Below are 12,349 nucleotides of genomic sequence, written 5' to 3'. Positions count from 1 at the left end.
TTCGAGCCTTAGCTTGTCAGGCCGCGAGCGCGCCACTCTTCTTTGCCGTCCAGGTGGCGATGGGTCCCATGAGGCCAGGGTTGTGGCAGTCATAGGCCTCAATACCAAGCTCTCGTCGCCGTTTTCTCGTATCTCGACATTGTCTGTCGGGGCGGCGGCGACGTCCGAGAAGACAGCACCATCGGGCTTCAGCACTTGGTGCAGCCGCAGGCATGGTTATCGGCAATGTTCCTCCTGCGCTCGGTTGCACCCGAGCCGTTCACTTCAATGTCTCGGACGATCAGGCAACAACGCCCAGAAGGCGAACAACGGCGTTTCGTCGGAGCGCATGGCGTGCCGGACACCAGGTGGATTGTAAAACGAGCCTCCGACCCCGGGTGAGAACCACTCGGAGGTGCCATGCTGAAACTCTCCCTCCGACAGAACCAGGTAAGTTTCTTCCGGGGCATGGTCGTGATCGGGATAACGCACGTTCGGCGCCATCAGCGTCGCTCCAAGCCATAGGTCACTTCGGTCCTCCAAGCCACCCGGTCCGACGATCATCGTGTTGGCGTGGCTCATCAGGAAATTCTCGCTTGCCGTATGATCGTAGACGGAGCGCCACTTCCATTCGAGCATCGGCTCAAGGTCCGCGAAGCGCTCAATCAGCGCATCCAGTGACGGTCGCCAGGTTTTCGTTGCCAGAACGCTCTCGATATGTCGGTTGCACACCGGAAGGCGCTTTCCGATGTTCAAGCGTTGGGGTTGTGGCGCTTCGAGTTGGGCAAATATCTCCATGACGGACCGGCGCGCCCTTAAATCCTGAGCGAATTGGTCGAACGCGACGAAAGCCGCATCCAGAAAAGCTTGCAGAGCGTCGACCCGCGCCATCGTTAGAGATCCTTGGCAAGACGCAGCGCGTCGTAGATGGCCGCATGCGTGTTACGCGCCGCGACCGCATCGCCGATCCGGAAAAGTTGGTAGGCACCTTCCGGGTTGCGTTCAACCGATTGCGGCGTTCCAGAAATCAGGTCGTCGTAGGACACTTCGCCGAGGTTCCTCGAACCAGGCTTCAGTTCGAAATAGAGGTCATCGAGCGGAATGGTGCCGTGATTGACGACGATCTGATCGAAGGTCTGCTGCTTGGCCACGCCGCCATAGTCGCTGCCGACATGCGCGATGATCTGATTGCCGCTCTTCTCTGCCGCCTCCAGCCTGTAGGTGACGGTAAAGGTGACATCGAGTTTCTGCAGCGAGCGCATGTAGGGAACGAGGTTCATCGCCATGACTTCCGGCGCGAAGGAACGGTCCGGCGTCATGATCTCGACTTTCGCACCGGCCCTGGCGAGGAACTCCGCAGCCTGAAGACCAGCATGATCGCCGGCATCGTCGAAGATGAGCACGTTGGTTCCCGGCTTTACATCACCCGAGATGATGTCCCAGGAGGAAACGACAAGCTCGTTTCCCTTCAAAAGAACCTCCGTATGCGGCAGTCCGCCTGTCGCGATGATGACAACATCGGGCGTTTCGGCATGCACGGTGTCAGCCTCGGCCCAGTTGTTGAACCGGAAGGTGACGCCGAGCTTTTCGCACTGGTTCATGCGCCAGTCGATGATGCTGATCATTTCCCGTCGGCGCTCGCTTTGGGCCGTAAGCCGGATCTGGCCGCCCGGATTGTTCGCGGCCTCGAAAACGACGACCTCATGCCCCCGCTCCGCAGAGACGCGAGCGGCTTCAAGGCCAGCTGGGCCCGCCCCCACAATTACGACCTTCTTGCGGACCACCGCCTTCGGGATCCGGTGCGGCATCGTTTCTTCCCGGCCGGTCGCAGCATTATGGATGCAGAAGGCCATGCCACCTTGATATATGCGGTCAAGACAGTAGTTGGCGCCGACACAGGGGCGGATATCATCCTCTCGCTTTTCCATGATCTTTCGCACGATATGCGGGTCGGTCATGTGGGCGCGGGTCATTCCGACCATGTCCACTTTGCCCGACGCGATTGCGTGGCGCGCGGTTGCCACATCCGGAATCTTGGCTGCATGGAACGTCGGAAAATTGGTCGCGGCGCGGATCTCGCCCGCGAAATCAAGATGCGGCGAATTTGCCATACCCTGAATCGGGATGACGTCGGTCAGACCCGCATCCGTATCGATATGGCCGCGAATAACATTCAGATAGTCTATAAGGCCGCTGTCGCGAAGGCGTTTTGAGATCTCAATTCCTTCGCTCATTCCAGTCCCGCCGGGAAGACATTCGTCGGCTGTGTAGCGAACGCCCAGGATGAAGTCGTCACCGACCCTTTCACGCATTGCCTTGAAGACGTCGAAACAGAAACGCAAGCGATTGTCGAGCGAACCACCATAGGGACCATCGAGCTCGTTGGTGAGCGGCGAGGTGAACTGGTCGATGAGATGGCCGTAGGCTTCAAGTTCGACGCCATCCATACCACCGGCCTTCATACGCTCGGCCGCGTCAGCGAAGTCCTTGATGATGCGCTCGATATCCCAGTCTTCGATCTTCTTCGGAAACGCACGGTGTGAGGCTTCGCGATGGTGCGAGGGTGCAATGACCGGGAGCCAGTCGCCCTTGTCCCAGCGGGTGCGCCTGCCGAGATGAGTGAGCTGGATCATGATCGCAGCGCCCTCTTCGTGCACAGCGTCCGTCATCTGCCTAATCCATGGCACGATCTCGTCCTTGTAAGCCAGCAGATTGTTGAAGACCGGGGGACTGTCTTTCGAGACTGCAGCAGAGCCGGCAGTCATCGTCAGCGCCACACCGCCCTTCGCCCGTTCAACCGTATAGGCGCGGTAGCGGCCCTTCGGCATACCGTCTTCTGGGTAGGCAGGCTCGTGGGACGTGACGATGATGCGGTTGCGCAGGGTCAAATGCTTCAACTGAAACGGCTGAAGCAGGGGATCGTTCGACATGCAATGGGCTCCGGTTTAAGGGACTTTAATTCGCAACGGTAAGCGAAAATGTACACAAGTGTCAACAAACAAAAACACCGTAGTTTGGAACTTCGACACTCGTGTACATTTTGCTTGAAGCAGCCCTTTGGATTTGTTAGGAGGTAATCATGGAACAGGCGATGAGTGACACTGGCTGGCGCGGTTCTCAGGAGGGGTGGCTCGAAGCGGCCTACGACTCCCTGCTCGAGTCTGGCGTGGAGTCGGTGAAGATCCTGCCGTTGGCCAAACGGCTCAATCTTTCCCGGACTAGCTTCTATTGGTTCTTCAAGGACCGCGAGGAACTGTTGAACGCTCTCATTGCGCGCTGGAGGGAGAAGAATACGGGTAACCTCGTCAAGCAATCCGAAGCCTATGCGGAGTCCCTGGCCGAGGCGATGCTGAACGTTTTCGACTGCTGGGTGAGCAAGGACCTGTTTGACTCCCAGTTCGAATTCGCCGTTCGTAGCTGGGCGCTGCAATCGCAGGAGATACTGGCCGAAGTCCAGCAGGCCGATCAGGTCAGAATGGAGGCGCTGGGCCGCATGTTCATGCGTTTCGGCTACGAGGCGGGACCAGCGGATGTTCGCGCGCGAACAACCTACCTGGTCCAGATTGGATACATCTCGATGCAGTCCAAGGAGGACCTGGCGCTCCGTATGAGGCGCATTCCGGATTACATCGCGATTTATACCGGACAAACGCCGCAGCAGAGGGAGCTCGACCGCTTCTACGCTCGGCATGGCTACAAAGCAGAGTGAGAGAACAATGGAAACGGGCGGACCTTTGAGGGTTGGCGTACTTGGTGGTGCCGGATGGCTGGGCGGCGCAATAGCCAAAGCCATTGTCGGCGCAGGCGTCGTTGAACCTGAAAACCTGTCCCTCTCCTATCGCAGCGAGCGTCCCTACCGTTTCAACCGCTCCTCCTGGACATCAGACAACCAGGCACTCGCCGACCGCTCTGACGTTATCGTTCTCTCCGTCCGCCCGGCCGACTGGCCCACCCTGAACGTCGATGCCAAAGGCAAGCTGCTCATCTCCGTCATGGCGGGTATTCGCCTGAGCGCTCTTTGTGCGCACCACCGGACGGACCGTGTGGTCCGTGCCCTGCCGAATGCGGCGGCCGAAGTTCGAAAGTCCTACACGCCTTGGATCGCCACGGCGGGCTTGCGAAAAGATGATCGGGCGATCGTGCGATCTATATTCGATGCCTGCGGCGCTCAAGATGAAGTGTGCGAAGAGGCGGAAATCGACTATCTGACCGGCCTCACCGGATCGGGGCCCGCCTTTCCGGCGCTGCTCGCCGAAGCGATGATGACAGACGCCATCTCGCATGGACTGTCGCCCGAGATCGCCAAGCGGGCCGTCAACACCCTCATGGTGGGTGCGGGCCGGCTGCTGGAACAGCGGGACGACTGTCCCAGTGAAACAGTCCAGACCTTCCTTGACTATCGCGGCACCACAGCTGCCGCGATCGAGGAGATGCGCGCGGCCGGGTTCGATGATGCCGTTTCGCGCGGGTTGACGGCTGCATTGAGGAAATCGGTTGGCATGGGGGAAGCCTCCTAGCGCCGTAAGGGCGGGTTCCGCGGCACCCCGCTTTCAAAAGATAAGCCGCCAAAAGAGGGAACGATAATGAAACGCTTGCTTGCATCGACATGCCTGTTTCTTGGAACCGTCACTGGTTCGTCGCTCGCCAATGCTGCGGACTGCGGCGGCGTCACAATCGCCAGCATGAATTGGCAAAGTGCCGAGGTAATTTCCAACCTCGACAAGATCATCCTCAATGAAGGTTACGGCTGCAGCGCCGAGATCACCATCGGAGACACCGTCCCAACCATCACGTCGATGGCCGAAAAAGGCGAGCCTGATATCGCGCCGGAAGCCTGGATCGATCTGCTGCCCGACGTGGTCAAGAAAGGTACGGAGGAAGGTCGCATCGTCAAGGTTGGCTCTCCCCTTCCCGACGGCGGCATCCAAGGCTGGTGGATCCCGAAGTACTTTGCCGATGCCCACCCCGACATCAAAACAATTCCCGACCTCCTGAAACATCCCGATCTTATCAAGGATCCTGAAGACCCGAGCAAGGGGGCAATCTTCAACGGGCCGCAGGGTTGGGGAGGCACCGTCGTAACCGCACAGCTGTACAAGGCCTTCGAAGCTGAAAAAGCCGGCTGGACTCTCGTTGACACCGGATCCGCCGCAGGTCTCGACGGTTCAATCGCCAAGGCCTACGAACGCAAGGAAGGCTGGGTCGGCTACTACTGGGCGCCGACCGCCCTTCTCGGCAAATACGAGATGGTGCAGCTGCAAGCCGGCGTGCCATACAATCCGGCCGAGTGGAAGCGCTGCATTACGGTTGCCGAATGCACCGACCCCAAACCCAGCGCATGGCCGGTCGACACGATCGTTACGCTCGTCGCCAAGCCCTTTTCCGAAAAGGCAGGCCCCGAGGTCATGGATTATCTCAACAAACGCTCCTGGAGCAATGAGACGATCGCCAAGCTCATGGCCTGGATGACCGACAACCAGGCGAGCGGCGAAGAAGGTGCCAAGCACTTCCTCGAAGAAAACCCGGATATCTGGAAGAAGTGGGTTTCCCCGGAGGCCGCCACCAAGATCGAGGCTGCGCTTTAATCACCACCGCCGAACGCCGGTGCGGTGCGCTTTCGGCACACCGCACCGTGCGTGCCGATATAACAACAAGAACGGATCGGCTCTTTCGAGAAGGGGAACCGAATGGACTGGTTTTATCAATTTCCTCACATGAACGACAACGCACTTCGAGATCTGAAGAAGGTCATCGACGAGACTTTTCGCGGCTTTACACGCAGCTACGGCGACCTGATCGAGGGCTTCTTCACGCCCCTGCAGCATTTTCTGATCGCCGCCGATCGGTTCATGACCAAGACGCCTTGGCCGATCATCACGCTCCTGATCCTGGTCATCGCCTGGGCAGCCACGAGGAGCCTGCGGATCGTCGGCGGCTGTCTCGCGACGCTGTTGTTGATCGGCTACTTCGGCATGTGGGACGACACGATGCGGACGATCTCGATGATCTTCGTGTGCACCGTTCTGTCGATCGCGATCGGACTGCCGACCGGCATTCTGATGTCGCGCTCAGACAAGGTCCAGCGGATCGTCAATCCCGTGCTCGACGTGATGCAGACCATGCCGAGCTTTGTTTACCTGATCCCCGTCGTCATGCTGCTCGGCATCGGCAAGGTTCCCGGTCTGATCGCCGTTGTCATCTATGCCATCCCGCCGATGATCCGGCTCACCAATCTCGGCATTCGTCTCGTCGACAAGGATGTGCTGGAGGCGGCCGACGCCTTTGGCGCTGACAACAGACAGAAGCTTTTCAAGGTGCAGCTCCCCCTAGCGCTTCCGACCATCATGGCCGGCATCAACCAGACCATCATGATGGCGCTCGCCATGGTCGTCATCGCTTCGATGATCGGCGTTCAAGGTCTTGGCCAGCCGGTGCTCAAAGCGATCGCGAACCAATACTTCACGCTCGGCATCTTCAATGGCCTTGCCATCGTCGGCATTGCTATCATGTTCGACCGTGTCAGTCAGGCCTATGGTGAACGGCTCCAGAAGCATCGGGAGGTTGTCCATGGCTGACCATGCTTTCGGCGGCATCGCGATCCGCCATCTCTACAAGATCTTCGGGCCGAATGCGCAGGCTCATGTCGAGGCGGTCAGGAGCGGTCTGACCAAGACCGAACTGAACGAGCGGCACGGACACGTGCTCGGACTTCGCGACATCAACATCGAAATGCCGTCGGGCTCCATTCAGGTGATCATGGGGCTTTCCGGATCGGGCAAATCGACGCTCATCCGCCACATCAACCGGCTGATCGACCCGACAGCCGGCGAAGTCCTCGTCGACGGCATCGATGTGGTGAAGATGCCGGATAAGGATTTGCGCGAATTCCGTCGTCACCAGACGGCCATGGTATTCCAGAAGTTTGCCCTTCTTCCGCACCGCAGCGTGCTCGACAACACTATCTTCGGCCTTGAAATCCAGGGTGTGTCTCACGCGCAGAGCATCGATACCGCCATGCGATGGCTGGAGCGCGTCGGGCTCAGAGGTTTCGAGCAGAAGTACCCGAACCAGCTGTCGGGCGGCATGCAGCAGCGCGTCGGCCTTGCCCGGGCGCTTGCCAACGACGCACCGGTGCTCTTGATGGATGAGGCTTATTCGGCACTCGACCCGCTCATCCGCACGGATATGCAGACGGTGCTTCTGGACCTGCAAAAGGAGATCAAGAAGACGATCGTCTTCATCACCCACGACCTCGACGAGGCTTTGAGACTCGGCGACCAGATCGCCATTCTTCGCGACGGCGAGGTCATACAGCAGGGGACCAGCCAGGATATTGTGTTGAGACCCGCCGACGACTATGTCGCGAACTTCGTGAAGGAGGTGAACCGGGGCCGCGTCGTGCATGTCGAGGCCATCATGACGCCACTTGGGGCGGGCGCTGTCGATAGCGGGCAACGGATTCCCGCCGATTTCACGATCGAAGAGGCGGTACGTGCGCTCACAGCTGCACCCGAAGGCGACATCACCGTCGTCGATTCTTCCGGCAAGCCTCTCGGCACCGTCACGTTTCGCGAGCTGGCCGGTGCGATGGTCAATGCGCATGAAGCCTACGATCGCACAATGACGGTCGCAGCTACCGCCGCGTGACAAGACTGGTCGGTCGCCCAAACGCTGCATGCTCCGGGTGGACGGCCTTTGCCCCGAAAAGCGCGAGGTCCCGGGTAGTTGGTGCGTGCTATCGCGCCTGCGTTTCTTTGGTCGCGTGACTTGTAAGACTTTGCTCGGTCAGCATCCTCAGATATGGTTCGATACTGTTTTCGATCTTCAAGCAAATCTGGTCGTATTCTTCAATCAAGACCCCATCGGGAGTGTCGGTGCTACGCAGCACATCGAGTTGGATTGACGCCTCGGCATAGGCAATGAAAATCTCGATCATCGATCGGCTTCTTAACTCGGAAAGTAAGCGCCCGTAGGCAGGCAGCCGAAGCATCATGCGTGCTCTGCCGATCTTTTCCAGGTTCATTTTCTTGCTCCGTTTTGGCCACAAGCAGTAACCGCTGCGGTCCAACTCTGACTGCTAAGAAAAGTTCCTGGTGAGGTCTATGCCTTTACGGCCCGGGCGGCGACATTCGTGAGCAGCCGAACAACATCCATCTCGATCCTCGCGCAGTCGCAATCCAGTCGGGTTACATGGCGCGTTTTTTGGCCTTCAACCGCACGCACCTGGTCTCTCTGAATGGCCGCGAACCCGTAGGCCTTTAGGAGGTCCTTTAGGGCTGGGATTTTCAGCGTTTCTAGCTGCCGTCGATACGCCGGTAAGCGCATCATCAGACGCCGACGGCCGATCGTCTCGAAGTCCACAGCTGGTCTCCAATTTCGTCGTCTTTCTAAAGATTCAAATCGAAACCAAAGGAAAGGTTCCCTCAGGCAGCGCTCGGCGGGCGTGGCGCCAAGCGCGTGGTCGGCCAGGCGCTGTTTTATGCATTCGACGAACAGGCCATGCGCTTTGATTGGCGTGGAACTTGTCCTTCAAGGATGACGCGGAAAGCCTGCAGGTTCCGCGATATTCTTCACCTTCTGCGCCCATCGGCTCGAGGCCGGAAACCAGCTTATTCTCAACCTCTGGTGACCTTTGGCGAGACCATATCTCGCCCGGTCTGCCACCTGTCGAAGCCGGGCCGCGACATTGACGCCCTCGCCATACCGGTCCTCGCCCTCGACGATCACCTTCCCGAGATCTACTTCGTCGAACGCAGCCCCGCCTCAGGCGACGGATCATCCACCGTCCACCCAGCAGGTTCGCGCCGGTGATTAGGCTCGCAGCTGTTTCAGGACCCATTCGGTTCCACCCGCGGCACGCGATCGGTCGCACGCTTCTGGAGCCACTGGAGATCCATGGGCTGGATCGGCGCCAGGAACGGGTGAACAAGGCACTCGAAGATGTTGGTTTGCCGCAGAATTTTCGATACCGATTCCCGCATCAGCTGTCCGGCGGCCAGCGCCAGCGCGTGGCCATTGCCCGGGCGCTTATCCTGTCACCCCGCATTCTCCTGCTAGATGAACCGACGTCGGCGCTCGACGTGTCCATCCAGGCCGAGATCCTGAACCTGCTGAAAGATCTGCGCGAGCGAGAAGGGCTGACATATATCCTCGTCAGCCACGATCTCGCCGTGGTCGCCCACCTGTGCGACCGCGTTGCCGTGATGCAGGATGGTGGCTTCGTCGAAGTTGCGGAAAAGCGGCAGCTGATCGAGCGCGCCGTTACACACCCCTACACCCGCACCCTGATCAACGGCAGTCGCGGCTACGTTCCTCTGTAGCGATGATCTCATCGTTAGCCTGCCATGATTCTGCTTGCTTATAACTGGCGACGATTATCCAACCCCTGTCAGCTACAGGCGCCATCGTTTTCCAGCATCTGTCATCGCTGACGCGTCTAGAAAGTTTGGCTCGGCCTATGCCGGTCGCTTACGTCGAAAGCCGGCTACTTCAAGCCATAGCGAGGCAACGCGACAGCCACCTTTGCTAAATAAACCATTGGCTGTGTACCGCCATCATAGCGCGTTTTGGGAGGTAGCCTTATATTCCGTTGTTGAAATATACATTGTGCTTATGTCCAATGGGAGAGGAGGACACCGTGCACGGACCTAGCGTCAAGGACACCCGCGAGCGCGCGGCTTCACCGATCGAATTACAGGATCTTGCAAAAAAGCTTGCGGCTCTCGCTCGACAAATCAAGACAATCGCAGCAACACCTCTCAGCGAGGGGGGCGATTTGGACTGCGTATTCCGATGAAGCCGGCCATCGATTCCGATTTGAAGCCGGCCGGTCATTCCGATTTCATTCCGGCCGGCGTTCCGAATTGAAGGCGGCCATTTATCGGACTGATCCTGGGTCTTTTTGATGTTTGGATCTGGTTTTGTTTGACGTCAAGCTTGTGGTGTTTCTGGTAGCACTGGGGCGCGCTGTTTTCTCATGCTTTCGCCGGTGAGCTCGATGCGATAGGCGCTGTGAACAAGGCGATCGAGAATGGCATCAGCAAGCGTAGGGTTCGCGATAATCTCGTACCATCGGTCCAAGGGCACTTGGCTTGTGACGATGGTGGACCGCCGCTCGTAACGGTCCTCGATGATCTCCAGGAGATCGCGCCGCTGATCGTCGTTGAGCTTTTCCGGTCCCCAGTCGTCAAGGATAAGCAGATCGGTCTTGGCCAGCGATTTGAGGATCCGTCCATACCGTCCGTCGCCTCTTGCCAGGGCAAGCGAGGCGAATAGCCTTGGAACACGATGATAGGCGACGGAGAAGTCCTCACGGCATGCCTTGTGGCCGAGGGCGCAAGCTAACCAGCTTTTGCCGACCCCGGCCGGCCCGGTAACGAGAAGACTGTGATGCTTGCGGATCCAGTCGCAACCGGCAAGCGTCATGAATAGGTTGCGGTCAAGGCCACGTGCGGCACGAAAGTCGGCGTTCTCGATTTGCGCATCATGGCGAAGCTTAGCAGCCCTGGCGCGGGCTTCGAAGCGCTTCTGTTGGCGCATGGTAGCCTCTCGCTCGAGCAGGATGGCAAGCCATTCGCCATGCTCGAGGCCGCGTGCCTCGGATTGTGCGTCGAGTTCCTGGAAGGCCGTGGCCATGCCGTGAAGGCCGAGTTCGCGCAGCCTGTCGATGGTGGGATTTGTCAGCATCGTATCTATCCTCAATGAAAGTAGTCAGGGCCACGCAGATTGGCGTGATCGATGATTGCAGACGGTTCGGCGGAATGCCTGGCGGCCTTATGGTTGGCCAGAAGTGAGGCAATGCTTTTGCAGTTCAGCCCGCCGATCTCGACGGCTCTGGCCGATACGGCTTCAGCGCGATCGCGAGTGATGTCGCGAAACAGGCGCAAGATACCCAGACATGTTCGGAAGCCCTGTTCAGGGTGTGGACGGCTGGCGAGAACAGCGATGATCAATCCTTCGGTCTGGGGCCCGATGGATGCGCCCCAGCGACGGAAGCGATCGGGCGTCCACTCGGCATATCGCCGATGAGAACTGGGCATGTGCTCCGGATCGGTTCCATGAAGAGGACCGCCATAGCGACGCTGGTGGACGGCGACGCGCTTGCCGCGGTGAAAGATCTCGACGGTGCGCGCCGTCGCTCTCAGATCGACCTGCTGGCGGATGAGGCCATGCGGCACGGAATAGAGAAAGGTTTTGTATTCGACGTGATAGTCCGTCGAGACGCGAACCAGACGCCATTCCGCGAACTCGTAATCGTCACCGGGAAGGCTGGCGAGCGCGGCACGTTCAACATTCTCGAACAATTGTCGGCGACTGACACCAAGGCGTCGCATGACGTGGTCGTTGATACGATCGAGTGCCTGGCCAATCGCGGCATTGGCTTCGGCCAGCGAGAAGAAGGTCTGATTGCGCAGACGTCCAAGGATACATGACTGGGCGAAACGGACACCGTTCTCGACTTTCGATTTGTCTTTCGGCCTTCTGGGGCGGGCCGGTAGAACACCGATGCCGTAGTGAGAGGCCATCATGCCGTAGCTGCGGTTGATCTCAGGATCATAAAAGCTGGCACGATTGACACCCGACTTCAGATTGTCGGGGACGATCAGCCGAGGAACACCGCCGATGAAGCGAAACAGGCGGACATGCGCGCCGATCCAGTCAGGAAGCGATTGCGTCCAGGTCGCTTCCGCATAGGTAAAGCTGGAAGCGCCGAGCACGGCGACGAAGATCTCCGCCTCACGGATCTCGCCAGTCTTGCGATCGACGATCGGTATCTTCTTTCCCGAATAGTCCACAAAGACCTTGTCGCCTGCAGCATGTTCCTGGCGCATCGTCGGAGAGAGCCGTTGTTCAAAGCCACGGAAGAGCTCACAAAAGCGGCTGTATCCATACCCATCGGGGTTTGAAGCGCGGTACTCCTCCCAAAGGATCAGGAGGGTGACGCCGGGCCTCTTGAGCTCGACGGCAAGCTCGGCCCAGATCGGTTCAGTACGCCGTCTGGTGCCCTGCTTGACGCCATTGCGAGCGAAGAGTTTGCCCTCCAGCGCATCGTCGGTCAGATCGCCCGGTAAAGGCCAACTCAATCCGACCTCCGCCGCCCGCCGTAGATTATCCTGGACTGTACTGCGCGCTATTCCCAACATGACCGCAATCTCGCGGGAGCTGGTACCGCTTCCGGCAAGCCGCAGCATTTGTCGTAACTGTCTCATGGTCAGCCTTCTCTTTGCCGGCATCAAAATCTCCACGTTGCTCGTGGTCCATTTGATGCCAAAGTTGCTGACCCAGGGGGTAATCTTCAGTGCCGAAAACCGGCCGGCTTTTGATCGGAATCGTGGCCGGCTTCAAATCGGAATGGTGGCCGGTCTTTGAT

Annotated in this window: 11 protein-coding genes and 2 pseudogenes; 6 read left to right on the top strand and 7 right to left on the bottom strand. The window is 58.8% G+C overall.

Annotation, left to right across the window (positions count from 1 at the left end; genetic code table 11):
- Nucleotides 1-16: 16 nt before the first annotated feature.
- From C6558_RS40670 to C6558_RS11970, 3 genes and pseudogenes are all read right to left on the bottom strand, one after another.
- Nucleotides 17-230 (bottom strand): annotated as a pseudogene (locus tag C6558_RS40670) (hypothetical protein); the annotation flags it as partial.
- Between the two features lie 34 nt (nt 231-264).
- Complete coding sequence (locus C6558_RS11975; protein WP_057209243.1) at nt 265-870, bottom strand: dimethylsulfonioproprionate lyase family protein; 606 nt, start codon at nt 868-870, stop codon at nt 265-267.
- 2 nt (nt 871-872) lie between these two features.
- Nucleotides 873-2,909, bottom strand: a complete 2,037-nt coding sequence (locus C6558_RS11970) for an NADH:flavin oxidoreductase (RefSeq protein WP_057209236.1) — start codon at nt 2,907-2,909, stop codon at nt 873-875.
- A 149-nt stretch (nt 2,910-3,058) separates the two neighbouring features.
- On the opposite strand from C6558_RS11970, the gene C6558_RS11965 reads away from it, so the two are divergent.
- The 5 genes from C6558_RS11965 (at nt 3,059) to C6558_RS11945 (ending at nt 7,626) form a co-directional block, all read left to right on the top strand.
- Nucleotides 3,059-3,688 carry a TetR/AcrR family transcriptional regulator gene (locus C6558_RS11965; protein WP_057209232.1) on the top strand — a complete coding sequence of 210 codons (630 nt, stop codon included), beginning with the start codon at nt 3,059-3,061 and terminating at the stop codon, nt 3,686-3,688.
- A 7-nt stretch (nt 3,689-3,695) separates the two neighbouring features.
- A complete protein-coding gene (locus C6558_RS11960; RefSeq protein ID WP_057209230.1) occupies nt 3,696-4,496 on the top strand; it encodes a pyrroline-5-carboxylate reductase in 801 nt (266 codons plus the stop codon).
- A gap of 66 nt (nt 4,497-4,562) precedes the next feature.
- Nucleotides 4,563-5,564 carry an ABC transporter substrate-binding protein gene (locus C6558_RS11955; RefSeq protein WP_057209228.1) on the top strand — a complete coding sequence of 334 codons (1,002 nt, stop codon included), beginning with the start codon at nt 4,563-4,565 and terminating at the stop codon, nt 5,562-5,564.
- Nucleotides 5,565-5,666: 102 nt separating this feature from the next.
- On the top strand, nt 5,667-6,554 hold the full coding sequence (locus C6558_RS11950) for a proline/glycine betaine ABC transporter permease (protein ID WP_057209225.1): 888 nt from the start codon (nt 5,667-5,669) through the stop codon (nt 6,552-6,554).
- The gene (locus C6558_RS11945) at nt 6,547-7,626 is read left to right on the top strand and encodes a glycine betaine/L-proline ABC transporter ATP-binding protein (protein ID WP_057209223.1); all 1,080 of its coding nucleotides are present in this window, start codon (nt 6,547-6,549) and stop codon (nt 7,624-7,626) included. Before C6558_RS11950 ends, C6558_RS11945 begins: the two co-directional genes overlap by 8 nt.
- 88 nt (nt 7,627-7,714) lie before the next feature.
- Here the strand turns inward: C6558_RS11945 and C6558_RS11940 are convergent, their stop codons facing one another.
- Entirely contained in the window at nt 7,715-8,002 is a 288-nt protein-coding gene (locus C6558_RS11940; RefSeq protein WP_057209221.1) for a hypothetical protein, read from the bottom strand.
- Between the two features lie 487 nt (nt 8,003-8,489).
- A pseudogene (locus C6558_RS41560) lies at nt 8,490-8,721 on the bottom strand (adenylate/guanylate cyclase domain-containing protein); the annotation flags it as partial.
- A gap of 65 nt (nt 8,722-8,786) precedes the next feature.
- Between C6558_RS41560 and C6558_RS11925 the strand changes: the two are divergent.
- Nucleotides 8,787-9,299: an ABC transporter ATP-binding protein gene (locus tag C6558_RS11925; protein ID WP_371412259.1), complete on the top strand. Its 513-nt coding sequence runs from the start codon at nt 8,787-8,789 to the stop codon at nt 9,297-9,299.
- A 610-nt stretch (nt 9,300-9,909) separates the two neighbouring features.
- Here C6558_RS11925 and istB read toward each other — a convergent pair.
- Both istB and istA read right to left on the bottom strand, forming a co-directional pair.
- Nucleotides 9,910-10,665: an IS21-like element helper ATPase IstB gene (gene istB, locus C6558_RS11920; protein WP_025431003.1), complete on the bottom strand. Its 756-nt coding sequence runs from the start codon at nt 10,663-10,665 to the stop codon at nt 9,910-9,912.
- 11 nt (nt 10,666-10,676) lie between these two features.
- Nucleotides 10,677-12,188, bottom strand: a complete 1,512-nt coding sequence (gene istA, locus C6558_RS11915; protein WP_371412258.1) for an IS21 family transposase — start codon at nt 12,186-12,188, stop codon at nt 10,677-10,679.
- Nucleotides 12,189-12,349: the final 161 nt, after the last annotated feature.

The organism is Ensifer sp. NM-2 (genome assembly GCF_003024455.1).
Lineage (GTDB): Bacteria > Pseudomonadota > Alphaproteobacteria > Rhizobiales > Rhizobiaceae > Ensifer > Ensifer canadensis.
This window is presented reverse-complemented; position numbering and strand designations above follow the sequence as displayed.

Excerpts from the sequence above, each read along its gene's own strand:
- C6558_RS11975 (WP_057209243.1), bottom strand. The coding sequence starts at position 870 with ATGGCGCGGGTCGACGCTCTGCAAGCTTTTCTGGATGCGGCTTTCGTC.
- C6558_RS11970 (WP_057209236.1), bottom strand. The coding sequence starts at position 2,909 with ATGTCGAACGATCCCCTGCTTCAGCCGTTTCAGTTGAAGCATTTGACC.
- C6558_RS11965 (WP_057209232.1), top strand. The coding sequence starts at position 3,059 with ATGGAACAGGCGATGAGTGACACTGGCTGGCGCGGTTCTCAGGAGGGG.
- C6558_RS11960 (WP_057209230.1), top strand. The coding sequence starts at position 3,696 with ATGGAAACGGGCGGACCTTTGAGGGTTGGCGTACTTGGTGGTGCCGGA.
- C6558_RS11955 (WP_057209228.1), top strand. The coding sequence starts at position 4,563 with ATGAAACGCTTGCTTGCATCGACATGCCTGTTTCTTGGAACCGTCACT.
- C6558_RS11950 (WP_057209225.1), top strand. The coding sequence starts at position 5,667 with ATGGACTGGTTTTATCAATTTCCTCACATGAACGACAACGCACTTCGA.
- C6558_RS11945 (WP_057209223.1), top strand. The coding sequence starts at position 6,547 with ATGGCTGACCATGCTTTCGGCGGCATCGCGATCCGCCATCTCTACAAG.
- C6558_RS11940 (WP_057209221.1), bottom strand. The coding sequence starts at position 8,002 with ATGAACCTGGAAAAGATCGGCAGAGCACGCATGATGCTTCGGCTGCCT.
- istB (WP_025431003.1), bottom strand. The coding sequence starts at position 10,665 with ATGCTGACAAATCCCACCATCGACAGGCTGCGCGAACTCGGCCTTCAC.
- istA (WP_371412258.1), bottom strand. The coding sequence starts at position 12,188 with ATGAGACAGTTACGACAAATGCTGCGGCTTGCCGGAAGCGGTACCAGC.